The sequence below is a fragment of the Streptomyces sp. SLBN-118 genome (assembly GCF_006715635.1).
GTDB lineage: Bacteria > Actinomycetota > Actinomycetes > Streptomycetales > Streptomycetaceae > Streptomyces.
In genome coordinates this window covers 2,389,281-2,412,326 of the sequence record NZ_VFNP01000001.1, presented here as the reverse complement: position 1 = coordinate 2,412,326, position 23,046 = coordinate 2,389,281, and the positions used below count along the sequence as shown (strand labels likewise).

Here is a 23,046-nt window from a genome sequence, read left to right as displayed (position 1 = left end):
CTCATCTGGTTTTGCGCCGGGCGAACCGGATCCGGCCGGTCAGTTCCTGACCCTCAGCAACAGCACCGACCGCTCCGGCACCGTCACGCTCTCCCCGCCCGCGAACACCGTCCCGGGCGCGGACTCCTGGTCCTCCAGCGAGGTGTCCACCACCAGCTCGTACGCCTGCGCCCAGGGAGCGTCCGGCAGCCGGAAGCTCGTCGGACGTTCCGTCGCGTGCAGGACGGTCAGAAAGCTGTCGTCCGTCACCTGCGCTCCCCGCGCGTCACGTCCCGGGATGTCGCGGCCGGACAGATACAGCGCCAGCGTCGAGGCCGGGGCATACCAGTCCCGTTCCGTCATCTCCGTGCCGTGCGGGGTGAACCAGGCGAGGTCCCGCAGGCCGTCCGCCGCCTGGGCGCGGCCCGAGAAGAAGGCCCGGCGGCGCAGCACCGGGTGGGCCCCTCGCAGGGCGAGCAGCCGGGTGGTCAGCTCCAGCAGACCACGCGGTCCCGGGCGGTCGAGCAGGGACCAGTCGAGCCAGCTGACCTCGTTGTCCTGGCAGTACGCGTTGTTGCTGCCCCGCTGCGTGCGTCCCATCTCGTCGCCCGCCACCAGCATCGGTACCCCCGTCGACAGCAGCAGGGTGGTGAGCAGATTGCGCACCTGGCGCCGCCGTAGCGCATCGATGTTCGGATTGTCCGTCTCGCCCTCCGCGCCGCAGTTCCAGGACCGGTTGTCGTTGGTGCCGTCCCGGTTGCCCTCCCCGTTGGCCTCGTTGTGCTTCTGCTCGTAACTGACGAGGTCGCGCAGGGTGAACCCGTCGTGCGCGGTGACGAAGTTGATGGAGGCGTACGGCCGCCGTCCGCCCCATGCGTACAGATCGCTGGATCCGGACAGCCGGTATCCCAGGTCGCGTACGTCGGGCAGCGCGCCGCGCCAGAAGTCCCGTACGGCGTCGCGGTAGCGGTCGTTCCACTCCGTCCACAGCGGAGGGAAGCTGCCCACCTGATACCCGCCGTTGCCCACGTCCCACGGCTCGGCGATCAGCTTCACCCGCCGCAGCACCGGGTCCTGGGCGATCACCGCGAGGAAGGGGGAGAGCATGTCGACGTCGTGCATCGAGCGGGCCAGGGCGGCCGCCAGATCGAAGCGGAAGCCGTCGACGCCCATCTCGGTCACCCAGTAGCGCAGCGAATCGGTGATCAGCCGCAGCACATGCGGCTGCACCACATGCAGGGTGTTGCCGCAGCCGGTGTAGTCCGCGTACGTCCGGGCGTCGGACTGCAGGCGGTAGTAGCCGCGGTTGTCGATGCCGCGCAGCGACAGCGTCGGACCGAGCTCACCGGCCTCCGCCGTGTGGTTGTAGACCACGTCGAGGATGACCTCGATCCCGGCGGCGTGCAGCGCCTTCACCATCCGCTTGAACTCTCCGACCTGCTCACCCCGCGTCCCGCTCGCCGAGTAGGCCGCATGCGGCGCGAAGTACCCGATGGAGTTGTAGCCCCAGTAGTTGCGCAGCCCCCGCTTGAGCAGATGGTCCTCGTGTGCGTACTGGTGCACCGGGAGGAGTTCGACCGCGGTGACCCCGAGCCGCACGAGGTGCTCGATCGCCGCCGGGTGCGCGAGGCCGGCGTAGGTGCCGCGCAGTTCGTCGGGGATCCCCGGATGGAGCTTGGTGAAGCCGCGTACGTGCAGTTCGTAGATGACCGAGTCGGCCCACGGGGTCTTCGGCCTGCGGTCGTCCGCCCAGTCGTCGTCGTCATGGACGACCACGCCCTTGGGCACGTGCGGGGCCGAGTCCCGTTCGTCGCGGACGGTGTCGGCGACATGCTGCTGGGGCCAGTCGCGTACGTGCCCGTACACCTCCGCGGGAAGTGCGAAGTCCCCGTCCACCGCCCGTGCGTACGGATCGAGCAGCAGCTTGGCAGGATTCCACCGGGCGCCCGTCCACGGGTCCCAGCGCCCGTGCACCCGGAAGCCGTAACGCTGGCCGGGACGGATCCCGGGCACGAAGCCGTGCCAGATCTCATGGGTCAGCTCGGTCAGCGGCAGCCGCGTCTCCGCGGCAGAAGCGCCGCCGTCGTCGAACAGGCACAGCTCGACCGCCTCCGCGCCACCCGCCCAGAGCGCGAAGTTGGTCCCCGCGACCCCGTCCGGGCCCTCCCGGAAGCGGGCCCCGAGCGGCGTCGGTGCCCCCGGCCACACAGGCGGCCTGCGAGAGCCCGGCTCCCGGTGGCGGCCGTTGACCCCGGCCGCGGCTTCGGCCGTGTCCCCGGCCGCCGGGAGCGGGCCGGGCCGAACGGCCCGCACCCCCTCCTGCACTGTCTCCTGCTCGGCTGCGCTCGACACCTGCCGGCCTCCCGCGGCTCGTCGGGCCACGCTGCTCCAGTGGTGCCACGGCGTCCCGGCCGTGCCACCCCACGCGTGGTCCTCCCACCTGTTCTGCCCGCACCGCTGTTGTCCCAACATGGCCCCGCGCTCACGTTTCCCCTGGAGGGGCGCTGTCGTTGGGCGGTACGTGAGACATGTACTGAAGCGGGCGGGGCGCGGCGCGGCCGTCGCCCTGACATGGGCAGGACTGTTTGCCGGGCTGACCGGCTGCACCGGCGAGGCGCTCGACATCGGCAACAAGCCGCGGTCGTCGCAGGAGACCATCCGGGTCACCCCCGAGGACGGAGCCAAGGGGGTCGGCCCGGACGGCCCGGTCGAGGTGCGGCTGCCCAGCGGGCGCCTGGAGCGGGTGAAGGTGACCCAGGTCGAGGACGACCGGCCCACCGACGTCCACGGCGCGATCTCCGATGACGGCCTGCGCTGGAACCCCGACCCGGGCACCCGCCTCGACCTGGCCGCCAAGTACAGCGTCGATGTGGTCGCCCTGGACGGTCACGGCCGCCGCTCGGCACGCCACACCACCTTCACCACGCAGGTCCCCGGCCGCCGCTTCATCGGCTACTTCAAGCCGGAGAACCGCGCCGTCGTCGGCACCGGCATGATCATCTCCTTCGGCTTCAACCGGGAGATCGAGGACCGCGCGGCCGTCGAGCGCGCCATCCGAATCACCTCCGAGCCGCCGGTCGAGATCTCCGGCCACTGGTTCGGCGGGGAACGCCTCGACTTCCGCCCCCGCGATTACTGGCAGCCCGGCACCAAGGTCACCATCGATCTCCGGCTGCGCGACGTCCAGGCGGCGCCGGGGGTCTACGGCATCCAGCAGAAGACCGTCTCCTTCACGGTCGGCCGCTCACAGGTCTCCCGGGTCGACGCGGCGGCGCACACCATGGAGGTACGGCGCGACGGCGGAGTCCTCGCGATGGTGCCGATCACGGCCGGGGCGCCCAAGGCGACCACGTACAACGGGAAGATGGTCGTCTCGGAGATGTACGACGTGACCAGGATGAACGGCGCGACGGTCGGCTTCAAGAAGAAGGACGGCAAGGGCGAGTACGACATCAAGGATGTGCCGCACGCGATGCGCCTGACCGACTCGGGCACCTTCATCCACGGCAACTACTGGGCCGCGCCCGAGACCTTCGGCTCGGCGAACGTCTCCCACGGCTGTGTCGGCCTGCGCGACGAGAAAGGCGGCAGCGCGGACGCCCCGGCGGGCTGGTTCTTCGACCGGACCCTGATCGGCGATGTGGTCGAGGTCGTCAACTCGAAGGACAAAAAGGTCGATCCGGCCAATGGTCTCGGCGGCTGGAACCTGGCCTGGGACGCCTGGATGGCGGGCTCCGCACTCCACTGACCCTCGCTGACCTGCCGGGCCCGTACCCCTATCAGTTGAGCTCGCCGGACAGTTGGGACTGAACGGTGACATTCACGGGGACATTCAACAACCAGGGGTGTGATTATCTAGCGCCGTGCGTGCGTGAGGCGCGCGGGGGTGCGGGCCGTGGCGGGGCCAGGCCGTGCGAGGGGAGACCATGGTGAACGGGCAGCCGATATCGGGGGCGTCGGCCGGGGCGGGGCGGATACGACGGCGCGGGGGCGCCGCTCTTCCGGCTCTGGTGCTTGGCGCCGCGCTGCTGCTGGTCACGGCCTGTGGGGGCGGGGACGGCAAGGCCAGCGACGACAAGGGCAAGAGCGACAGCGGGAAGGTCGCGAACGCGGCCTCCCAGGCGGTGGTGACCATCGCGCCCAAGGACGGCGCCTCCTCGGTCGCCACCAGCGGCGCGCTGAAGGTCAGCGCCGCGAAGGGCAAGCTGACCACGGTCACCGTCCAGGACGACAAGGGCGCCGCGGTCGAGGGCAAGATCTCCGCGGACGGCGGCAGTTGGCAGCCGCTGCAGCATCTGGCCGGCTCCACCAAGTACAAGGTGCACGCCGTCGCCAAGGACGCGGAGGGCCGCGAGTCCGCGAAGGACACGAGCTTCACCACGCTCGTCCCGCAGAACACCTTCATCGGGCAGTACACCCCCGAAGACGGTTCGACGGTCGGCGTCGGGATGCCGGTCTCGATCAACTTCACCCGTGGCATCACGGACCCGGCGGCCGTCGAGAAGGCCATCAAGGTGACGGCCGAGCCGTCCGTGCCGATCGAGGGCCACTGGTTCGGCAACGACCGTCTCGACTTCCGCCCGGAGAAGTACTGGGCCGCGGGCACCAAGGTGACCGTGAAGCTCAACCTGGACGGCGTCGAGGGCCGCCCCGGGGTGTACGGCAAGCAGACCAAGACGGTGAAGTTCACCATCGGCCGCAGTCAGGTCTCCACCGTGGACGCGAAGTCCCACCGGATGAAGGTCGTCCGGGACGGCAAGCAGATCAAGGACATCCCCATCACCGCCGGCGCACCGTCGACCACGACGTACAACGGCCAGATGGTGATCAGTGAGAAGTACGAGGTGACCCGTATGAACGGCGCCACCGTCGGCTTCGGCGGCGAGTACGACATCAAGGACGTGCCGCACGCGATGCGCCTGTCCAACTCGGGCACCTTCGTCCACGGCAACTACTGGGCGCCGTCGGACACCTTCGGTTCGGCGAACGTCAGCCACGGCTGTGTCGGGCTGCGCGACGCCCGCGGCGCGGGAGACGGCGGTACCCCGGCGGCCTGGTTCTACGACAACTCGGTCATCGGCGACGTGGTGATCGTGCAGAACTCCAAGGACAAGCAGATCTCTCCGGAGAACGGCCTCAACGGCTGGAACCTGTCCTGGGCGGAGTGGATCAAGTAACTCTTTCACGCAAGGGTCCGGTGCCGGCGGATTTTCTGGGGCGATACCCCCAGACCTCCGCACAGCCCCGGGCCCTTCGTCGTTAACGGCGGCTAACCTGCTGGGCATGACTGTTTCTCTTGAGGTCTCCGAAGGCGTCGGCACCATCCGTCTCGACCGCCCGCCGATGAACGCACTGGACATCGCCATCCAGGACCGGCTGCGCGAGCTCGCCGAGGAGGCGACCCGCCGCGAGGACGTACGAGCCGTGATTCTGTACGGCGGCGAGAAGGTGTTCGCGGCCGGCGCGGACATCAAGGAGATGCAGGCCATGGACCACACGGCGATGGTCGTACGGTCCCGGGGCCTGCAGGACTCCTTCACCGCCGTCACCCGCATCCCCAAGCCCGTCGTCGCCGCCGTCACCGGCTATGCGCTGGGCGGCGGCTGTGAGCTGGCGCTCTGCGCCGACTTCAGGATCGCCGCGGACAACGCGAAGCTGGGCCAGCCGGAGATCCTGCTCGGACTGATCCCGGGCGCCGGCGGTACCCAGCGGCTCTCGCGGCTGATCGGCCCTTCCAAGGCCAAGGACCTGATTTTCACCGGCCGGATGGTCAAGGCGGACGAGGCCCTGGCCCTTGGTCTGGTGGACCGCGTGGTCCCCGCCGACGAGGTGTACGAGCAGGCGCACGCCTGGGCCGCGAAGCTCGCGCAGGGGCCCGCGATGGCGCTGCGTGCCGCCAAGGAGTGCATCGACGCGGGTCTGGAGACGGACATCGAGACCGGGCTCGCCATCGAACGCAACTGGTTCGCGGGCCTGTTCGCGACAGAAGACCGCGAGCGCGGGATGCGCAGCTTTGTGGAGGAGGGCCCCGGTAAGGCCAAGTTCCTCTGAATCTCGGCCGGTTGGACTCTTCCGTGCCGGGCGTCAACCCTGTGTGTGGCTTAGCCGAGCCTTAAGACAGTCTTAAGTCGCCCTGGGTCGACTGCACTTGGCGATCACTCGTAAGCAGAGAGTCAATGCAGCTCAAGGCGGGTATCCGCGTCCGCATGCGGCCACAGTCATATGCCAAATGCTCACTGCGGGACGGCCGATTCCGGGGGCCTCATTCCCCCGGAACGGCCCCGGAGGCCGCCTGTTACGGCCATGATGGGGGCATGGCGGGCCTCGAAGGTGTGGAGCAACCTCGGCAGCGCGGCAGCGCTACCGCAGTGGGGTGGGTGCCTGCCGTCGAGGACGAACAGGCGCTGAAGGCGCTCGAGTTGTTCGGCAACCCCACGGAAGATGAAGTCAAGCTTCCCTCCCGCCCCGAATCCGCTGCCACCGCACGGCGGTTGACCCAGTGCGTGGTGCTGCGCCAGTGGGCGCTGTCCGCCCAGACCGCCGAGCACGCGGTTTTACTGGTCTCCGAGCTCGTCGGCAACGCCGTGCGGCACACCGGCGCCCGGGTCTTCGGATTGCGGATACTGCGCCGCCGCGGCTGGATCAGGATCGAGGTCCGCGACCCTTCGCGCGGTCTGCCCTGTCTGATGCCGGTCCAGGAGATGGACACCAGCGGCCGCGGGCTGTTTCTTGTCGACAAGCTCTCCGACCGGTGGGGCGTGGATCTGCTGCCGCGCGGCAAGACCACCTGGTTCGAGATGCGCGTCTCCGACCGCTGACGCGGAAACACAGAAGCCCCCTCGGCGGGGGCTTCCGCGGAGCGCCATGGATTGGGGGGTGTATCCACGGCGGCTTACGACGACCTGGCCCGGGTCAAAGGGGGGTCGTGCCACTGACTATGGCAGACGGGGGGCGACGTCGCCAGAAGTCGAGAATGGGGCATAGCTGACAAATAGCCGTATATCCATAGTGAATCGTAGGTGAGATGGGCCACCTGCCTAAAAAAATAGTGCATGAACATGCATTTTGGCGAGTGTTTCAATGATCGACTTCATCCTTGCGGTGGATGGCCGGTGACGACCTGTGAGCGTCCTGGATTAGGTCAATCGTTATCTTTCACTCATTTCGCGCCTACTGTGCATTCCCGTGACCTCGATCGACCGCCGCAGCGCACTGCTCGCCGGAGCGGGGGCCGTCGCCGCGAGCGCCCTCGCCACGAGCTGCTCCGACGGCCGTGCCGCACCGGCGCCACCGGCCGCCCCCACCCCGCCGGCCCGCAGTGCCTCTCCCGCCCCCGCACCGCGCCGCCTTCCCGGACAGCCCGCCCAGATCACCCACGGCCCGCGCGACCGTGACCTGGTCGCCCTGACCTTCCATGGCCACGGCGATCCGGCCATCGCCACAGCCGCACTCACCGAGGCCGAACGCGTCGGCGCCCGCATCACCGTGCTCGCCGTCGGCAGCTGGCTCGACCGTTACCCCCACCTCGCCCGACGGATCCTCGACGGCGGCCACGAACTCGGGAATCACACCCAGCGCCATCTGGGCATCTCCCAGATGTCCGAGGCCGAGGCATACGCCGAGATCGCCGACTGTGCCGAACGGCTGCGGCGCCTCACCGGATCCATCGGCACCTGGTTCCGTCCATCCCGTACGAAGGACGCGACCCTCCTGGTCACCCGGCTCGCCGCCCGGGCGGGCTACCCGCACGTCCTCTCGTACGACGTCGACTCCCTCGACTTCACCTCGCCCGGTGCCTTGGCCGTCGTCCGCAATGTCACCGGACAGATCCGGCGCGGATCGGTGGTGAGCCTGCACTTCGGCCACGCGGACACGGTCACGGCACTGCCCGCCCTCCTCGACGACCTCCAACGCCGCGGCCTGCGCGCGGTGACGACCACGGAGCTGCTGATCTGATGCATCCGACGACCTGCCGCACCAAGCGGACCACCGTACTGCTCGCCGGCGTCCTGCTCGCCCTCCTCGGAGGCTGCAGCTCACCCACCGCTACGACCCAGGCCCACGGCACGAACGCCGCCGCGCTGCCCGCCGAGCCCGAGAGGGCCGCCCCGGCCGGACTGCCCGGCATGCCGCCCGTCCTCGACCCCAAGGACATCTACGCGGCGGACCGGCCGAACCGGCTCTCCGCCGCCGTCCGGGGCTTCCCCTCCCGGGTGTACGTCCCCAACACCAACTCCAACACCGTCTCGGTCATCGACCCCGCGACATACAAGGTCGTCGAGACGATCCAGGTCGGGGTCCAGCCGCAGCACGTCGTCCCGTCCTGGGACATGAAGACCCTGTGGGTCAACAACAATCGCGGCCACACACTCACCCCGATCGACCCGGCAACCGGCATCGCGGGCAAACCGGTCAATGTGCACGACCCGTACAACCTCTACTTCACACCCAACGGCAAGTACGCCGTCGTCATGGCGTCCCTGGACCGCGAGCTCGTCTTCCGCGACCCCCACACCATGCGCCCTCTCAAGACCACCCCGGTGTCCTGTTACGGCGTCAACCACGCGGACTTCTCGGCCGACGGACGGTACTTCATCGTCTCCTGCGAGTTCTCCGGCGAGCTGCTGAAGGTCGACACCGAGAAGATGGAGGTCGTCGCGCAGCAGAAGCTGCCCTTCGACGGCGCGATGCCGCAGGACGTGAAGCTCTCCCCGGACGGGAAGACCTTCTACATCGCCGACATGATGGCGCACGGCATGTGGGTGCTCAACGGCGAGACGTTCGCCACGCCCGCGCTGCTGCCTACGGGCAAAGGGGCCCATGGCCTCTACATCAGCCGGGACTCCAAGGTGATGTACATCTCCAACCGTGGTGAGGGGACCGTCTCGGTGTTCGACTTCGCGCAGAACCGGCTGACCAAGAAGTGGTCCCTGCCGGGCGGCGGAAGTCCCGACATGGGGGGTGTCTCGGCGAACGGCAAAGTGCTGTGGCTGTCGGGGCGTTACAACGCCGAGGTGTACGCGATCGACACGGCGACCGGCAGGCTGCTGGCCCGCATCCCGGTGGGCGCGGGCCCGCACGGCCTCGCGGTCTACCCGCAGCCGGGACGCTACTCACTGGGCCACACGGGCATCTTCCGCTAGCCGGCCACGAGGAGCGCCTCGGAGCCCACCGGCCGGAAGCCCGCCGCCTGGAAGGTGCGCACGCTGCGGGCGTTTCCCGGCGACTGCTGGGACCACACCGCCGAGTCCGGAACGAGATGGCGGGCCGCAAGCGCCAGAGCGGGTCCCAGGCCCAGCCCGCGCGCCGCCTCGTCCACCTCTATCGCGCACTCCCAGCGCCCTGCCACGCCCCGGCCCAGGACCAGGACCCCGCCGTCGGCGGCCCAGACCCGTACGCCGTCGCGGAACTTGAGCGCCCGTGCGACGCGAGGATGATCGGGGTCCTCGATCTCCCGCAGTTCGATGTCCGGCCGGCCGGGCAGCGCCCCGGCGACCGTCAACAGGTCGATGGTGTTCATCGAACGTCCGGTGCGGGCCAGCATCGCGGCCAGGAACGAGGGGTTCATCGCGGCGGCGAGCCGGTCGGAGTCGGTGGCGGCCAGCTCGGCCCGTACCCACTCCGGATCCTCGTCCGTGAAGATCACCGAGTGGGCGGTGAAGGCCATCACCCCGGCGTCCCGGGCGTTCGGCTGCCCGATCACCGTGGTGGCGCCGTCCGAGGGCGGGAAATGACCGGCCGCCGCCGCGGTCAGGATCCTCGCCAGTGCCTCGCTCATCGTGTTCTCTCCTCGTCCGGGATCGCTGACACCCGGTCTCTCGCCGGGCCCATGAGGGCAGTTAATCTGACTCCGTCAGCAATGCACCAAGAAGGGCGGAAGCAGTGGTCGACATCGAAGAGGCGCGCAAGGCGTTCGAGCGTTACGACCTGGACGGCGACGGCAGGATCACGGCGGCCGAGTACAAGAGCGTGATGGCGCAGTTGGGCGACTTCCATGTCACCGAGCCGGTCGCCGAGGCAGTCATCGGGTCGAAGGACAGCGACGGCGACGGCGAGCTGACCTTCGAGGAGTTCTGGGCCTCGCTGAACAAGGCCTGACCCTCCCCGCCCGCCGGTGCGGCGGTCCAGGAACGCCGGCCCGGGGTCAGGCCTGGGCCGCCAGGGCCGCCTCCAGCGTCGGCGCCGTACGGAACACCTCCAGCACCCCGCCCGTGCGGAACACCCGCAGCACCGACGGCCGGTCGCACACCACCCACAGCCGCCCGCCGTTCTCGGCGACGCGCCGCCGTGCCCGGCACAGCAGCGCGAGGCCGGAGCAGTCGAAGAACGCGACATGCGTCAGATCGACCACCACATCGTGCTCGCGGACGGCTGTGACCACGTCCAGGTATGCCCCGACGAGCGTGGCTGCGGCGATGTCGATCTCGCCGTGCAGCTCGACGACCGTCCGCTCCCGGCTGCGGTAGACCTGTCCGTACGGACCGGGCAGCGGGGCGCGTAAGTCGGAGGACCTGGCTGTCAGCCCCTCGGCCATGGCTGTTTCTCCTTGGTGCGACGAGCCCTTACCGGCCACCGGGGGCCTGGGTGAACAGACTGCGACGTTAGTGGGAGGCTTCGGGGGGCCGGAGGAGAAAAAACGTTCGGAACTCGAAAAGCTCCCCCGTGCGAGTGAATTCTTGTGAACTTCCTTGACCGGTGAAGGTGTGGCTCAGCACTCGATGATGTTCACCGCGAGAGAGCGCGGGCAGCCCACCGACGCCGAGACCCGGCTCCGTAAACAGGTCGTACGGCTCAAGGAACTCCGCGAGAAGGACAAGGCCGAACTGGAACAACTCCGCGCCGACGTTCAGGGGCTGGTCCGAGTGGTCAACCAACTGAGCTTGGAAAACATCAGTTGCGTGAAGCGTTGACGTTCCCCGACCCGGTCGTCCGGGTCCTTCCCATCCAGCGCACACCGCCCCAGCACGGCTGACCTCTGACAGCGCCCGGGTGCCGGAGACAGGATGCAGTTATTGCGTAGCCAGACGCCGCCCCCGGAGCGACACCGACCAGGTTCCTGGCCACCGTGCCGATCGGTCCTGCGTGCCTCTCCAGCACCCGGAGCTGAACTGAAAGAGGACCCCGGCACCGCCGGCGAATGGCTTCGGTGAACGGTGTGCGCGCCGCGAGGCACCCGCGGTCTGGCCGGGCGGCTGGGGCGTGCCCGTCGCGTGCTCGCTCATTCCGTCGATGGCGTCTAAGCGCTTAACATGGCTGATGACGCGGTCGGTGAAAGGTAGGGAACGTGGCGAAGGCGGCGACGGTCTATGACGTGGCGCAGCGGGCCGGTGTGTCGATCGCGACTGTGTCGATGACCTTCCGCCGTCCGTACAAGGTGAGGGAGGAGACTCGGAAGGTCGTCCTGGCGGCTGCGGAGGCACTGAATTACGTGCCGAGCGCGAGTGCGCGCGGGCTGGCGCGCGGGCGCACCGGGGCGTTGGGTTTGTACTCGTTCGACTACTTCCGCCCGGAGTCGGTGGAGGAGCCCGTGGACCGGCAGCCGACGGGCCGGAAGCGGTCTGGCGGCGGGGTCGCGGTGGTGCGGGACGACGCGGACGAGGATCACCGCGGGTTTCCGCTGTACGTGGACGAGGTGCAGCGCGGTGTTGAGCTGGAGTGCTGGCGGCGTGGTTATGCGCTGCTGATTGGCGGAGGCAGCCGGGCAGACAGAGTGAAGGCCGTGACCGACATCGTGGGGAGAGTCGACGGGCTGGCGGTCTTCCCGCACACGGTGGCCGGTGACGTGCTGGAGCGGATCTCGCAGCGGCTACCGGTGGTGGCGCTGTCGGAGGGGCCGCACCACGACGGGCTTAGCACGGTCTCTGTGGACAACCGCGGCGGGATGCGCGTCATCACGGAGCACCTGATTGTCGAGCACGGGTTGCGGGACCTGCTGTTCGTCGGCGACACCAGTACTTTCGACCCGCAGGAGCGGTTCGCTGGGTTCCGGGCGGCGCTGCGAGCGGCGGGGCTGCGGGTACCGCGCAAGCCGCTGGCGCCGCTGGCTGTGTACGAGCACGACATCGGCCGTGCGATCGCCGGGGTGCTGGCCGACGGTGGCCTGCCGGAGGCGTTCGTGTGCGTCACCGACCAGGCGGCGCTGAACCTGATGGTCGCGCTGGCCGAGCACGGGGTGCGTGTCCCGGATCAGGTGGCGGTCACCGGCTTCGACGGGATCGTGGCGGGGCGGGTGGTGCGTCCGACACTGACGACCGTGCGGCAGCCGATGCAGGCGATGGGCAGGGCGGTGGTGGACATTCTGGTGGAGCGGATCGCCGATCCTGCGGGTCCACCGATCGCGCACCGGCTGCCCGTGCAGGTCGTGCTGCGGGAGAGCTGCGGCTGCCAGCGGCCGTGAGCTTGCCCTGCTCACGCCTTTGATCACCAGCTTCATGCTCTGAGCCTCGGCTGACGGCCCATGCCTCCATCTCCGATGGGCAAATTGTGCCCTTTTAGCCGACACTGGCCGTTGACAGCCAAGGATCTAAGCGCTTAGATTTCTAGCACGTCACGAATCTAAGCGCTTAAACCAATGGATTGCGGCGTTTCGTATCGAACGTCTGCTGAGGAGATCAGCGAGGCACCCCATGGCTCCGGTACTGACCAGTTCCCCGATCGCATCGCGCGGATACCGCCCCCTCCGCGGGCACAGTACCCCCGTGCCCGCGGCTCGCGATGCGACCGGTGAAGTCACATCCCATCGCGCGCTGATCGCCCTACGGGCCGAAGCGCGTCAGGTTCGCGCCGTCCGCCGATTCGCTTCGGCTCACCTCTCCCGCTGGGGCGTGACTGAGGACGACCAGGAGTCCGTGGTCCTCATCGTCGGCGAACTGGCCGGCAACGCCGTGCAACACGGGGGTGCCGACATGACCGTGAGCCTGTCCTTGACCGACCGGGATCTGTGTATCGACGTCGTGGACACCGGTCTGCCGGACCATCTCCCTGTCCCGTACGGCGGCGGCGAAGGGGGCGAACACGGCCGTGGTCTGGGCATCGTCGGTCACCTGGCGAACTGGACCGACTTCCGAGCGGAACGGGGCGGCTGGCGGAGCCGGGCCGGTCTGCGGGTCGCTCCTGCCGTGCTCGCCACGGACTAGGCACGCGCAGCGCCTCAGTCGGAGCCTCTTCACGCGCCGCCCCGGCCACAGCGACTCGCTCAAGGTGCCGCGAGGCGCTGCCGTACGGCCCGGGCGGCGGCCAGCACGAAGACGGCGACCGCACAGGTGCTGGGTGATGCCCCCGCCGACGCCGCTGGAACGGCCCTGGAGCGATCAGGCCAGTCCGAGGCCCAGCACGCCCACGGCCATGGCCTCCATGCTGGCAGCGAGTGCGATGAAGCCGGCGCCGGCCATGATCTGGCGTGGAGTCAGCCCCATCGCCTTGAGGGCCAGCAGGTCGCGGCAGCGGTCCCGTACGCCCGCGGCGATGGTGGTCGGCAGTTCTGCGAGACCGATCAGCGCCACATCCGCACCCAGTCGCCGACGCGGACATCGAGCAGCCCCTGCCGGCCGGGGGCGTAGCCCGGGCGACCGGCATGACGTCCAGGAAGCCCGCAGGTCCTGCACGCACGAAGATCACTCCGACGATCACGCCCCGCAGCTGCCCGCGGTCTCGGCCAGATCGTCCCGCACCGCGCTGGGACGGGAGTCCTTCCCGAGCACCGGCTGGGGCCGCAGCGAGTCGTTGCGCTCGTGCTGCGTGTCGGGGATGTGGAGATCACCCGCCCGCCGTCCTCCGGCTCGATGCTGCGCCCGCCGATGGCTGAACGCGCTTGGCCCGCCATGCGCCCGGCGCCGTGGTCGCGGCGATGAGCAGCAGTGCGCCCGCCGAAAATCGCCGCAGCACCCATGCGCGTTCGGAGAGCGCCTGCCCCAGCTCATTGCCTCGCCGACCCGGCCGGGCAGGCGCGGTCCCAGCAGCTCGGCGGCAAGCGCCCCGAAGGCGACGCCGACCAGCGCGAGGGCGAGGTGCTCGACCAGGTACATCGGGGAAACCGATCGCCTTCAGGACGGAGCTGCCCTGAGCTTGTCCTGCTCACGCCTTTGACCACCAGTTTCACGCCCTGAGTCTCGGCTGGCGGCCCACAGCGGCCCGTATCTCGATCTGTGAGGGTGATTCGTACCCTTAACTTAACCGGCACCCGCCCTTTACAGCCCAGACTCTAAGCGCTTAGATTCTCAGCACGCCGCCGAATCAAAGCGCTTAGATCAGTTGGATTGCGGCGTTTTATCACCATCCAGTCAGGATGGTTTCCAGCCAGGAGAGGAACAGCGATGGTGCTGAGAAGGGCTTCCGCGGCCGCGGTGTGCATGGCCGCCGTGGTGGTGCTAGCGGCGTGCGGGCGGGACGACGGGGGCGCGTCGTCGACGCCTTCGGGCACGGTTCCCTCCGGCAAGGTGACCGGCACGATCACCATGTGGGCACAGGGCACCGAAGGGGAGAAGCTGCCGGAGCTGATCAAGGGCTTCGAGGCGGAGAACCCCGGCGTGAAGGTGAACGTCACCGCGATCCCGTGGGGGGATGCGCATGCCAAGTACCAGGCGGCGATCGCGGGCGGCACGACGCCGGACGTGGCGCAGATGGGCACGACGTGGATGGCGGACTTCGCCAGTTCCTTCCAGGGGGTGCCGAGCGGGATCGACACCAGCGACATCTTCCCGGACGGGAAGGCCACGGCGGTGGTGAAGGGCGCCACGGTGGGGGTGCCCTGGTACCTGGACACCCGGGTGATCTACTACCGCGCCGACCTGGCGAAGAAGGCTGGCTACAGCAGTCCGCCAAAGACCTGGGACGAGTTCAAGGCCATGGCGAAGGCGTTGCAGACCAAGGCCGGCGCGAAGTGGGGGATCGCGCTGCCGCCCGGCGGCGGCGGCACCTTCGAGTCCATCCTGCCGTTCGCGTTCTCGGGCGGGGCCTCGCTGATGAACAGCGCTGGCAGCGAGTGGACACTGGACAGCCCGCAGATGATCGGCGCGATGAAGTACTACCAGAGCTTCTTCACCCAGGGCATCGCCAACCCCAACCTGACCACCGCGCCCGGTGCGCAGGAGTCGGCGTTCGTCAACGGCAGTACGCCGATGCTCATCACCGGCGGCGCGGGCATCAGCGGGCTGAACCAGGCCGGCGGCGCCGGTTTCGAGAGCAAGTACGCCGTGATGCCGTTCCCTGCAAAGGTGTCCTCCACCTCGTTCGTCGGCGGCTCCAACCTGGTGGTCTTCCGCAACTCCCCGCGTGCCGACGCGGCGTGGAAGCTGGTGCAGTACCTGACGAAGGCCAGTATTCAGGCGAGTTGGTACAAGGCCACCGGCGACCTGCCGGCCGTGCAGTCGGCCTGGAACGTCACGGGCCTGAGCACGGATCCGAAGCTCAAGGTGTTCAAGCAGCAGCTGGGCTCCGTTAAGGCGCCGCCCGCGAACACCGCGTGGACGCAGGTCGCCACCGTCGGCGACAGTCAGGTGGAGCGGATCGTGAAGGGGGCCGATCCCTCCTCGGCGCTGGAGTCTCTGCAGAAGAGCGCTGAGTCGATCGGAACAGGGAACTGACCGATGGCTCACAGCAACACTAGCGGCCCGGTCGGCCGCCGCAAGGTCGGCCGGGCTGGCGGACGGCGCCGGCCTAGCTGGGGGCGCGCCCTGAGTGAACGGCGGCGGCAGGGGCTGGCGGCGTGGCTGTTCGCGCTGCCGTTCCTGCTGGTTTTCGGGTTCTTCATGCTTGTCCCGCTCGTCTCCTCCTTTCTGATGTCGTTCACCGACTTCCGCGCCACGGACGTGCAGAGCCCCCTCTCGGTGAGCTTCGTCGGACTGAGCCAGTACGGGGACCTGTTCGGCGACGCGCAGTTCCGCAAGGCGATGCTCAACACCGCACTGGTCGTCGTGGTGGGCATCCCGCTGACCATGGCGATCGCCCTGGCACTGGCCGTGGCCCTCAACAGCGGCATCACCCGCTTCCGCACCGCCTACCGAGTCGGCTTCTACACCCCGGTGGTGACCAGCATCGTCGCCGTCGCCGTGGTGTGGCGGTTCATCCTGCAGCCCGACGGGCTGCTCAACACCATGCTTGGCTGGGTCGGCATCAGCGGCCCGGACTGGCTGCACAGCACCACCTGGGCGCTGCCGTCGCTGATCGGAATGACCGCCTGGCGCAACATGGGCACCCTCATGGTCATTTTCCTGGCCGGGCTGCAGAACGTTCCCCCGGAACTGCATGAAGCGGCCACCATGGACGGGGCCGACGCCTGGCAGCGCTTCCGCCGCATCACCGTGCCGCTGCTGCGCCCGACCCTGCTGCTCGGTGCGGTCCTGCTGTCCGTGGCTTACCTGCAGTTCTTCGAGGAGTCCTTCGTGATGACGCAAGGCGGACCGCTGGACTCGACGCTGTCGGTGAGCTACTTCACCTACAACCAATTCGGTTTCGGCAAGTACGGCTACGCCTCGGCCGCCAGTTATGTGCTCTTCACCGTGATCGCCGCGCTGAGCATGATCCAGTTCCGTCTGCTGCGGTCCAAGGATTGAGGCTGCTCACCATGACCCACCACACCACCCCTGCCGGCGCCGGCCCGACCGCAGCCTCCCGGCGCGCCCGCGTCCTGACCCACCTGGTCCTGATCCTGGCCCTGGCGGCGACGATCCTGCCCTTCCTCTGGATGCTGCTGGCTTCCTTCAAGACCCAGGGCGAGCTGCTGCGCGACCCCAGCGGCTGGCTGCCGACGTCGCCGACCTGGAACAACTACGCCACCTGGCTCGGCCAACTGCGCATCGGCCACTACTTCCTCAACAGCGTGGTCGTCGCGGTCTTCACCGTGCTGGGCAATCTGCTGTTCTGCTCCATGATCGGCTACGTGCTGGCCAAGCTGAACTTCCCCGGTAAACGCGCACTGTTCGCCCTGGTGATGATCACGCTCATGGTCCCGGCCGTGGTGACCTTCGTACCCCTGTTCGTCATGGTCGCCAAGTTGCAACTGGTCAACAGCTACCCGGCGCTGATCCTGCCCTACATTGCCTCGCCGCTCGGGGTGTTTCTCATGCGCCAGTTCATGCTCGGCATCCCCGACTCGCTCCTGGAAGCCGCCAAGATCGACGGCGCCGGGCAGGTGCGCATCTTCTTCAGGATCGTGCTTCCGATGTGCGGGCCGCCCCTGGCCACCTTGACGATCCTGACGTTCCTCGGCTCGTGGAACAACTTTCTGTGGCCGCTGGTCGTCGCCCAGAGCCAGGACAAGTACACCCTCCCGGTCGCCCTCGCCCTGTACTCCCAGGGTCAGAACGCGACCAACTACGCCCTGCTGCTCGCAGGCTCGGTCCTGGTCATCGCGCCCATGGTCGCCCTGTTCATGGCTCTTCAGCGGTTCTTCGTCCAAGGCGTCGCCACCACCGGCATCAAGTAGCCGTCCCCCCTCCGCTCGACCTCTCTTCCTTCGATCCAAGGAATTCCATGCCAGCGAACCATCTGACCTTCCCTGCCCACTTCCTCTGGGGCTCCGCAACCGCGGCCCACCAGACCGAAGGCAACAACGTCAACAGCGACTGGTGGGCCCGCGAACACGCCCCCGGCACCAGCATCCACGAGCCCAGCGGCGACGCCTGCGACAGCTACCACCGCTACGGCGAGGACATCGCCCTCCTGGCGGACCTCGGATTCAACACCTACCGCTTCAGCCTGGAATGGGCCCGCATCGAACCCGAGCAGGGCTTCGTCTCCCGGGCCGCGCTCGACCACTACCGGCGCATGGTGGCCGCCTGCCACCAGGTGGGCCTCACGCCGATGGTGACCTTGCACCACTTCACCGTCCCCCGCTGGTTCGCCCAACGCGGCGGTTGGCAGGCGCCCGACGCAGCCGACCTGTTCGCCCGCTTCACCGAGGCGGTTCTGCCCGTTCTGGCCGACGGGGTGGAATGGGTGTGCACGATCAACGAGCCCAACGGTGTCGCGCACGACGCCGGCAAGGCCAACGAGCACCTGCCCAACCACGTCTACGGCCTGCCCGACCCGGAAGTCTCCCAGACCCTGGTCCTCGCGCACCGCGAGAGCCGCGCCGTGCTCTCCACCCTCACCGGGGTCAAGTCCGGCTGGACGATCGCCACCCAGGCATTCCAGCCCGAGCCCGGGTGCGAGGAGATCGCCCACACCTACGGCTACCCCCGGGAGGACTTCTTCCTCGAAGCCGCCCGCGGTGACGACTTCATCGGCGTCCAGGCGTACACCCGCACCATCATCGGCCCCGACGGCCCCAAGCCGCCCCGCGAAGACGCCGAGAAGACCCTCATGGGCTGGGAGTACTACCCGCCCGCCGTCGGCGACGGCATCCGCAACGCCTGGAAACTCACCGACGGCGTCCCCGTCATCGTCACCGAGAACGGCATCGCCACCGACGACGACCGCCGGCGCATCGCCTACACCACCGGCGCCCTGACCGCCGTCCACCAGGCCATGACCGAGGGCATCGACGTGCAGGGCTACCTGTACTGGTCGGCCCTGGACAACTACGAGTGGGGCAGCTTCCGCCCCACCTTCGGCCTCATCGCCGTCGACCGCCAGACCTTCGCCCGCACCCCCAAGCCCAGCGCCCACTGGCTTGGCCAGGTCGCCAAATCCGGCCGGCTCACCCTCGACACCACCCGTCAGTAACGTCCGGCGCCGGTGGCTTCGAGGGCGCCCGGACCCATCCCCGCTGTCCGGGCGCCGTCGCGGCCGCCGGTTCCGCCGTGCAGCTCACACGCACCGAGGCTCACCGCAACGGGCATTGGCCCACGCCGCGCGCAGCCCGAACCTCCTCCCTCCCGGGGCCCTGCGGGCTCCGACGTCCGCCGGCCGGTGCCGGCTGCCCGAAAGGTCACTGTCCGATGCCGATCTCCGGTGTGCCGTGGTGGCGCGATGCCGTGATGTACCAGATCTATCTGCGGAGTTTCCGTGACGGTAACGGTGACGGTGTGGGCGACCTGCGCGGCGCCAGGGCCGGACTGCCCTACCTGGCCATGCTCGGCGTCGACGGGCTGTGGCTCAGCCCTTGCTTCCCGTCCCCGCAGCACGACCACGGCTACGACGTCGCCGACTACTGCGCGATCGATCCGCTCTTCGGCGACCTCGCCGAATTCGACCTGCTGGTCGCCGACGCGCACGGCCTGGGACTCAAGGTCATCCTCGACGTCGTCCCCAACCACTGCTCCCGCGAGCACTCGTGGTTCCGCCAGGCGCTCAAGGCCGGCCCCGCAAGCGCCGCCCGCGCCCTGTTTCACTTCGCCGACGGGCGCGGCGAGTACGGGGAGCTGCCGCCCAACAACTGGCGCGCCATGTTCGGCGGACCCGCATGGACCCGGATCCAGGAAGCCGACGGCCGCCCCGGGCAGTGGTACCTGCACCTGTTCACCCCGCATCAGCCCGACTTCAACTGGCGTCACCCGAACGTCGCGGACTCCTTCGACGACGTGCTGCGCTTCTGGCTGGACCGGGGAGTGGACGGCTTCCGCATCGATGTCGCGGTCGGCCTTTTCAAGCACCCGGAGCTGCCCGACTCGCCGGACCCCACCGCCGACGAGGACGCCCGCGACGCCGTCAACCCGCTGGCCTGGAACCAGCCCGAGGTGCACGAGGTCTGGCGCCGCTGGCGGACGATCTGCAACGCCTACAGCGCGCGGGACGGCAAGGAGCGCACCCTCGTGGGAGAGGTGGCCGTTCCCGCCCCCGCGGACCAGGCCGCCTATCTGCGCCCCGACGAACTTCACCAGGCCTTCTACTTCGACCTGCTGCACACCCCCTGGGACGCCGCGGCGTTCCGTACCCGGATAGACGCCGCTCTGAAGGACATCGTGTCCACCGGTGCACCGGTCACCTGGGTTCTGAACAACCACGACCAGCAGCGCACCCCTACCCGGTACAGCCGCGGGACACAGCCCGGCGAGGAACCGGATCCGGAGCGCGGCGCGGCCAGGGCCCGCGCCGCGGCACTGCTGATGCTGGCCCTGCCGGGCAGCGCCTACCTCTACCAGGGCGAGGAACTCGGCCTGGTAGAGGTCACCGACCTGCCGTCGGAAGCCCTGACCGACCCCATCGTGGCCGCGACCGGCGAGCCGGCCAAAGGCCGGGACGGCTGCCGCGTACCGCTTCCCTGGACCGGTGAACAGGCGCCGTTCGGCTTCTCCGATGGCCCGCCGCACCGGTCGTGGCTCCCGCAGCCGCACTGGTTCGCCCGCTATGCCGTGCAACGCCAGCGCGGCGACAGCGGGTCAAGCTGGCACCTCTACCGCGACGCGCTGCAGCTGCGACGCAGCCTCACCTCGCTCCGCGACGCCACGCTGCACTGGCTGCCAGGTCCTCCCGACACGGTGGTCTTCGGCCGGGGGTCAGGCTTCGTGTGCGCCGTGAACTTCACCGACGCACCCGTCACGGCGCCCGTTCCCGGAAAACCGCTGCTGTCCAGCCTCCCTTGCGATGACGGAAAGCTCGCGGCCAACAGCGCTGCCTGGTGGCTCGTGAACCGCCTCCCGGACTGACGGTGCGCCCCGCAGCACTGGGCCCTTGAGGAGTTGGCGATGATCGACGGCCCGCGCCCGGACAGGCGTTCCGCAAGGTGATCCGGGCGGTCGGAAAGACCGCGCCCCGCGTCCTCCGAGCGGTCAGCCGAGGTCTTCCTCGACCCCGCACACCTGGCAGACTTACGTACCGAAATAGTTCTTGGAGCTCGTGTTGGAACACTCGCCCCGCTCTGCGCTGTATCTCGATCCCGATGCGTCCGTGGAGGCGAGGACCCGTGACCTGCTGGCGCGGATGACCCTGCCGGAGAAGGTCGGGCAGTTGCTGCAGCTCGATGCCCGTCAGGATCTGGTGGACATCGTGTCCGCCAAGCTGGCCGGGTCGGTCCTGCACGCGTCCCCCACGCGGATGCGGGAGGCCATCGCACTGGCCCGGCGGACCCGGCTCGGCATTCCGCTGCTGACCGCTGACGACTGCATCCACGGTCACTCGTTCTGGCCCGGGGCGACGATCTTCCCGACCCAGCTTGCCATGGCCTGCACCTGGGATCCCGAGCTGCTCCAGCAAGCCGCCCGCGCCGCCGCCGCCGAGATCTCGGCGACGGGAATCCACTGGACGTTCTCACCGGTTCTGTGCATCACCCGTGACCTGCGCTGGGGCCGCGTCAACGAGACATTTGGGGAGGACCCCTTCCTGATCGGCGAGCTAGGGGCCGCGATGGTGCGCGGCTACCAGGGCGAGGGCCTCTGCGACCCGACCGCAGTCCTGGCGTGCGCTAAGCACTTCGCCGGCTACTCCGAGACCCAAGGCGGGCGGGACGCGAGCGAGGCCGACCTGACCCCACGCAAGCTGCGCTCCTGGTTCCTGCCGCCGTTCGAACGGGCGGCCCGCGCCGGATGCCGCACCTTCATGCTCGGCTATCAGTCGATGGACGGGGTGCCCATCACCGCGAACCGGTGGCTGCTGGGCGACGTGCTCAAGGGCGAATGGGGCTTCACCGGAACGCTGGTGACCGACTGGGACAACGTCGGCCGGATGGTCTGGGAGCAGAAGGTCTGCGCCGACGACGTCGAGGCAGCGGCCCTCGCCATCAACTCCGGCAACGACCTCATCATGACCACGCCCGAGTTCTTTCAAGCTGCCCAGACGGCGGTCGCGCGCGGCCTGGCCGACGAGAGGCAGATCGACGACGCCGTTCGACGGGTCCTGCGCCTCAAGTTCGAGCTGGGCCTCTTCGAAGACCCCCGCGCCCCCGACCCCGAGCGGCAGAAGGCGGTGATCGGCTGCCGGGAACACACCGAGCTCAACCTCCGGACCGCGCGCCGCTCCCTGGTAGTGCTGCGCAACGACGGAAGTCTGCCCCTCGAAGGGGGGCTGACCGGCGACGGGCTCGGCCGCGCCGTCAGCCAGGGCCCACCGCGCACGATCGCGGTCGTCGGCCCGAACGCCGACAGCCCACAGGCCATGCTCGGCGATTGGGCCGGGGCCTCCGGCCAGGTCGACTGGCTGCCGGACGGTCAGCCCAGCGAGCTGGTGGAGACCGTGCTCGACGGACTGCGTGCTGTCGCGCCCGCCGACTGGACGGTGACCCACACGCGCGGAGCCGACATCGAGGTTCTCGTACCCGACCCCCGGGGGCCGTTCTGGCCCGACGGCCAACCACGGCCGCCCGTCCTCAGCCCAGCCCCGGTCGATCAGGAACAACTCCGGCAGGCCACCGCCGCCGCGGCGGCCGCCGACTACGCCGTGGTGGTCGTGGGCGACACCATCGCCCTCACCGGCGAGGGGTGCTCTACGGCCACGCTGGATCTTCAGGGCGGCCAGATCGCCCTGCTCGACGCGATCGCCGCCACCGGCACACCCACGATCGTGGTGCTGATCCAGTCCAAGCCGAGCACTCTCCCGGACTCCGCGCTGAACGCGGCGGCACTCGTCGAGGCGTTCAACCCGGGCATGCGCGGTGGCCGCGCCATCGCCGAACTCCTCTTCGGACTCATCGAGCCCAGCGGCCGGCTGCCGATCTCCTTCGCACGGCACGTCGGGCAGCAGCCCGTCTTCTACAACCAAGTGCGCGGCCAGCACGGAGACCGCTACGCGGACCTCAGCCAGGACCCGTTGTTCGCGTTCGGCGAGGGCCTCAGCTACACCACAGTCACTTACTCCAACCTTGTAGTGCGGGACCAGAACGTCCCCGCAAACGGCACGGTCCACGCGACAGTGCGCCTGGCGAACAACGGCAGCCGCCCCGCCCTGGAAACCGTTCAGGCCTACGTCAGCGATCTCACCACCAGCGTCACCTGGGCCGAGCAGGAGCTGAAAGCGTTCGTCCAGGTCGAGTGCCCCCCGGGTGAGGCAGCCGACGTCGACATCCGTATCCCCGCCTCGCACTGCTCACTCGTTACGGCCGACAACCGCCGGGTCGTCGAACCCGGCGAGTTCGAACTCCGTGTCGGACCCAGCTCACGGCACGAGCGACAACTGACTGCGCGTTTCCGCATCCAGGAATGAAGGCGGCAATGATGCGGCGCCAAGCGAAAACGGGAGTGTCATGAATTCGGCTCC

Annotated in this window: 21 protein-coding genes; 16 read left to right on the top strand and 5 right to left on the bottom strand. The window is 69.0% G+C overall.

What is annotated here, in order from left to right; all coding sequences use genetic code 11:
- Positions 1–39: 39 nt before the first annotated feature.
- Entirely contained in the window at positions 40–2,331 is a 2,292-nt protein-coding gene (glgX, locus tag FBY35_RS10735) for a glycogen debranching protein GlgX (RefSeq protein WP_142213570.1), read from the bottom strand.
- Between the two features lie 169 nt (positions 2,332–2,500).
- Between glgX and FBY35_RS10730 the strand changes: the two genes are divergently transcribed.
- From FBY35_RS10730 to FBY35_RS10705, 6 genes are all read left to right on the top strand, one after another.
- Positions 2,501–3,727 (top strand): Ig-like domain-containing protein, encoded by a 1,227-nt coding sequence (locus FBY35_RS10730; RefSeq protein WP_142213569.1) that lies wholly within the window; start codon positions 2,501–2,503, stop codon positions 3,725–3,727.
- 181 nt (positions 3,728–3,908) lie between these two features.
- Positions 3,909–5,156, top strand: coding sequence for an Ig-like domain-containing protein (locus tag FBY35_RS10725; RefSeq protein ID WP_142215002.1), 1,248 nt, complete (start codon positions 3,909–3,911; stop codon positions 5,154–5,156).
- Between the two features lie 106 nt (positions 5,157–5,262).
- Positions 5,263–6,030 carry an enoyl-CoA hydratase/isomerase family protein gene (locus tag FBY35_RS10720; protein ID WP_142213568.1) on the top strand — a complete coding sequence of 256 codons (768 nt, stop codon included), beginning with the start codon at positions 5,263–5,265 and terminating at the stop codon, positions 6,028–6,030.
- Between the two features lie 263 nt (positions 6,031–6,293).
- Positions 6,294–6,797 (top strand): ATP-binding protein, encoded by a 504-nt coding sequence (locus FBY35_RS10715; RefSeq protein WP_142213567.1) that lies wholly within the window; start codon positions 6,294–6,296, stop codon positions 6,795–6,797.
- Positions 6,798–7,164: 367 nt separating this feature from the next.
- The gene (locus FBY35_RS10710; RefSeq protein WP_142213566.1) at positions 7,165–7,935 is read left to right on the top strand and encodes a polysaccharide deacetylase family protein; all 771 of its coding nucleotides are present in this window, start codon (positions 7,165–7,167) and stop codon (positions 7,933–7,935) included.
- Positions 7,935–9,122, top strand: a complete 1,188-nt coding sequence (locus FBY35_RS10705) for a YncE family protein (RefSeq protein WP_142213565.1) — start codon at positions 7,935–7,937, stop codon at positions 9,120–9,122. Before FBY35_RS10710 ends, FBY35_RS10705 begins: the two co-directional genes overlap by 1 nt.
- On the opposite strand, the gene FBY35_RS10700 is transcribed toward FBY35_RS10705, so the two are convergent.
- Positions 9,119–9,757: a GNAT family N-acetyltransferase gene (locus FBY35_RS10700; RefSeq protein ID WP_142213564.1), complete on the bottom strand. Its 639-nt coding sequence runs from the start codon at positions 9,755–9,757 to the stop codon at positions 9,119–9,121. The two genes, FBY35_RS10705 and FBY35_RS10700, sit on opposite strands and share 4 nt — an antisense overlap.
- A gap of 104 nt (positions 9,758–9,861) precedes the next feature.
- Between FBY35_RS10700 and FBY35_RS10695 the strand changes: the two genes are divergently transcribed.
- Positions 9,862–10,077 (top strand): EF-hand domain-containing protein, encoded by a 216-nt coding sequence (locus FBY35_RS10695; protein ID WP_142213563.1) that lies wholly within the window; start codon positions 9,862–9,864, stop codon positions 10,075–10,077.
- A 46-nt stretch (positions 10,078–10,123) separates the two neighbouring features.
- Here the strand turns inward: FBY35_RS10695 and FBY35_RS10690 are convergent, their stop codons facing one another.
- On the bottom strand, positions 10,124–10,513 hold the full coding sequence (locus tag FBY35_RS10690) for an STAS domain-containing protein (RefSeq protein WP_142213562.1): 390 nt from the start codon (positions 10,511–10,513) through the stop codon (positions 10,124–10,126).
- Between the two features lie 169 nt (positions 10,514–10,682).
- Between FBY35_RS10690 and FBY35_RS10685 the strand changes: the two genes are divergently transcribed.
- From FBY35_RS10685 to FBY35_RS10675, 3 genes are all read left to right on the top strand, one after another.
- Positions 10,683–10,889, top strand: coding sequence for a hypothetical protein (locus FBY35_RS10685; RefSeq protein ID WP_142213561.1), 207 nt, complete (start codon positions 10,683–10,685; stop codon positions 10,887–10,889).
- Positions 10,890–11,263: 374 nt separating this feature from the next.
- A complete protein-coding gene (locus FBY35_RS10680) occupies positions 11,264–12,376 on the top strand; it encodes a LacI family DNA-binding transcriptional regulator (RefSeq protein WP_142213560.1) in 1,113 nt (370 codons plus the stop codon).
- 229 nt (positions 12,377–12,605) lie between these two features.
- On the top strand, positions 12,606–13,115 hold the full coding sequence (locus FBY35_RS10675; protein WP_142213559.1) for an ATP-binding protein: 510 nt from the start codon (positions 12,606–12,608) through the stop codon (positions 13,113–13,115).
- A 174-nt stretch (positions 13,116–13,289) separates the two neighbouring features.
- Here FBY35_RS10675 and FBY35_RS37715 read toward each other — a convergent pair whose 3' ends face one another.
- Both FBY35_RS37715 and FBY35_RS10665 read right to left on the bottom strand, forming a co-directional pair.
- Positions 13,290–13,481: a hypothetical protein gene (locus FBY35_RS37715; protein WP_186356904.1), complete on the bottom strand. Its 192-nt coding sequence runs from the start codon at positions 13,479–13,481 to the stop codon at positions 13,290–13,292.
- Between the two features lie 123 nt (positions 13,482–13,604).
- Positions 13,605–14,003: a hypothetical protein gene (locus FBY35_RS10665; RefSeq protein WP_142213558.1), complete on the bottom strand. Its 399-nt coding sequence runs from the start codon at positions 14,001–14,003 to the stop codon at positions 13,605–13,607.
- A 288-nt stretch (positions 14,004–14,291) separates the two neighbouring features.
- On the opposite strand from FBY35_RS10665, the gene FBY35_RS10660 reads away from it, so the two are divergent.
- The 6 genes from FBY35_RS10660 (at position 14,292) to FBY35_RS10635 (ending at position 22,992) form a co-directional block, all read left to right on the top strand.
- Positions 14,292–15,560 carry a sugar ABC transporter substrate-binding protein gene (locus FBY35_RS10660; RefSeq protein ID WP_142213557.1) on the top strand — a complete coding sequence of 423 codons (1,269 nt, stop codon included), beginning with the start codon at positions 14,292–14,294 and terminating at the stop codon, positions 15,558–15,560.
- 3 nt (positions 15,561–15,563) lie between these two features.
- On the top strand, positions 15,564–16,529 hold the full coding sequence (locus FBY35_RS10655) for a carbohydrate ABC transporter permease (protein WP_142213556.1): 966 nt from the start codon (positions 15,564–15,566) through the stop codon (positions 16,527–16,529).
- 11 nt (positions 16,530–16,540) lie between these two features.
- Positions 16,541–17,401: a carbohydrate ABC transporter permease gene (locus tag FBY35_RS10650; RefSeq protein ID WP_142213555.1), complete on the top strand. Its 861-nt coding sequence runs from the start codon at positions 16,541–16,543 to the stop codon at positions 17,399–17,401.
- Between the two features lie 47 nt (positions 17,402–17,448).
- Positions 17,449–18,642 carry a glycoside hydrolase family 1 protein gene (locus tag FBY35_RS10645; RefSeq protein WP_142213554.1) on the top strand — a complete coding sequence of 398 codons (1,194 nt, stop codon included), beginning with the start codon at positions 17,449–17,451 and terminating at the stop codon, positions 18,640–18,642.
- Positions 18,643–18,857: 215 nt separating this feature from the next.
- On the top strand, positions 18,858–20,504 hold the full coding sequence (locus FBY35_RS10640; protein ID WP_142213553.1) for a glycoside hydrolase family 13 protein: 1,647 nt from the start codon (positions 18,858–18,860) through the stop codon (positions 20,502–20,504).
- 193 nt (positions 20,505–20,697) lie between these two features.
- Positions 20,698–22,992: a glycoside hydrolase family 3 N-terminal domain-containing protein gene (locus FBY35_RS10635; RefSeq protein ID WP_399208248.1), complete on the top strand. Its 2,295-nt coding sequence runs from the start codon at positions 20,698–20,700 to the stop codon at positions 22,990–22,992.
- The last annotated feature ends 54 nt before the right edge of the window (positions 22,993–23,046 follow it).

Bases quoted from the DNA above. Each gene is read 5' to 3' on its own strand.
- FBY35_RS10720 (WP_142213568.1), top strand. From the start codon at position 5,263: ATGACTGTTTCTCTTGAGGTCTCCGAAGGCGTCGGCACCATCCGTCTC.
- FBY35_RS10715 (WP_142213567.1), top strand. From the start codon at position 6,294: ATGGCGGGCCTCGAAGGTGTGGAGCAACCTCGGCAGCGCGGCAGCGCT.
- FBY35_RS10705 (WP_142213565.1), top strand. From the start codon at position 7,935: ATGCATCCGACGACCTGCCGCACCAAGCGGACCACCGTACTGCTCGCC.
- FBY35_RS10700 (WP_142213564.1), bottom strand. From the start codon at position 9,757: ATGAGCGAGGCACTGGCGAGGATCCTGACCGCGGCGGCGGCCGGTCAT.
- FBY35_RS10690 (WP_142213562.1), bottom strand. From the start codon at position 10,513: ATGGCCGAGGGGCTGACAGCCAGGTCCTCCGACTTACGCGCCCCGCTG.
- FBY35_RS10675 (WP_142213559.1), top strand. From the start codon at position 12,606: ATGGCTCCGGTACTGACCAGTTCCCCGATCGCATCGCGCGGATACCGC.
- FBY35_RS10665 (WP_142213558.1), bottom strand. From the start codon at position 14,003: ATGTACCTGGTCGAGCACCTCGCCCTCGCGCTGGTCGGCGTCGCCTTC.
- FBY35_RS10660 (WP_142213557.1), top strand. From the start codon at position 14,292: ATGGTGCTGAGAAGGGCTTCCGCGGCCGCGGTGTGCATGGCCGCCGTG.
- FBY35_RS10655 (WP_142213556.1), top strand. From the start codon at position 15,564: ATGGCTCACAGCAACACTAGCGGCCCGGTCGGCCGCCGCAAGGTCGGC.
- FBY35_RS10650 (WP_142213555.1), top strand. From the start codon at position 16,541: ATGACCCACCACACCACCCCTGCCGGCGCCGGCCCGACCGCAGCCTCC.
- FBY35_RS10645 (WP_142213554.1), top strand. From the start codon at position 17,449: ATGCCAGCGAACCATCTGACCTTCCCTGCCCACTTCCTCTGGGGCTCC.
- FBY35_RS10640 (WP_142213553.1), top strand. From the start codon at position 18,858: ATGCCGATCTCCGGTGTGCCGTGGTGGCGCGATGCCGTGATGTACCAG.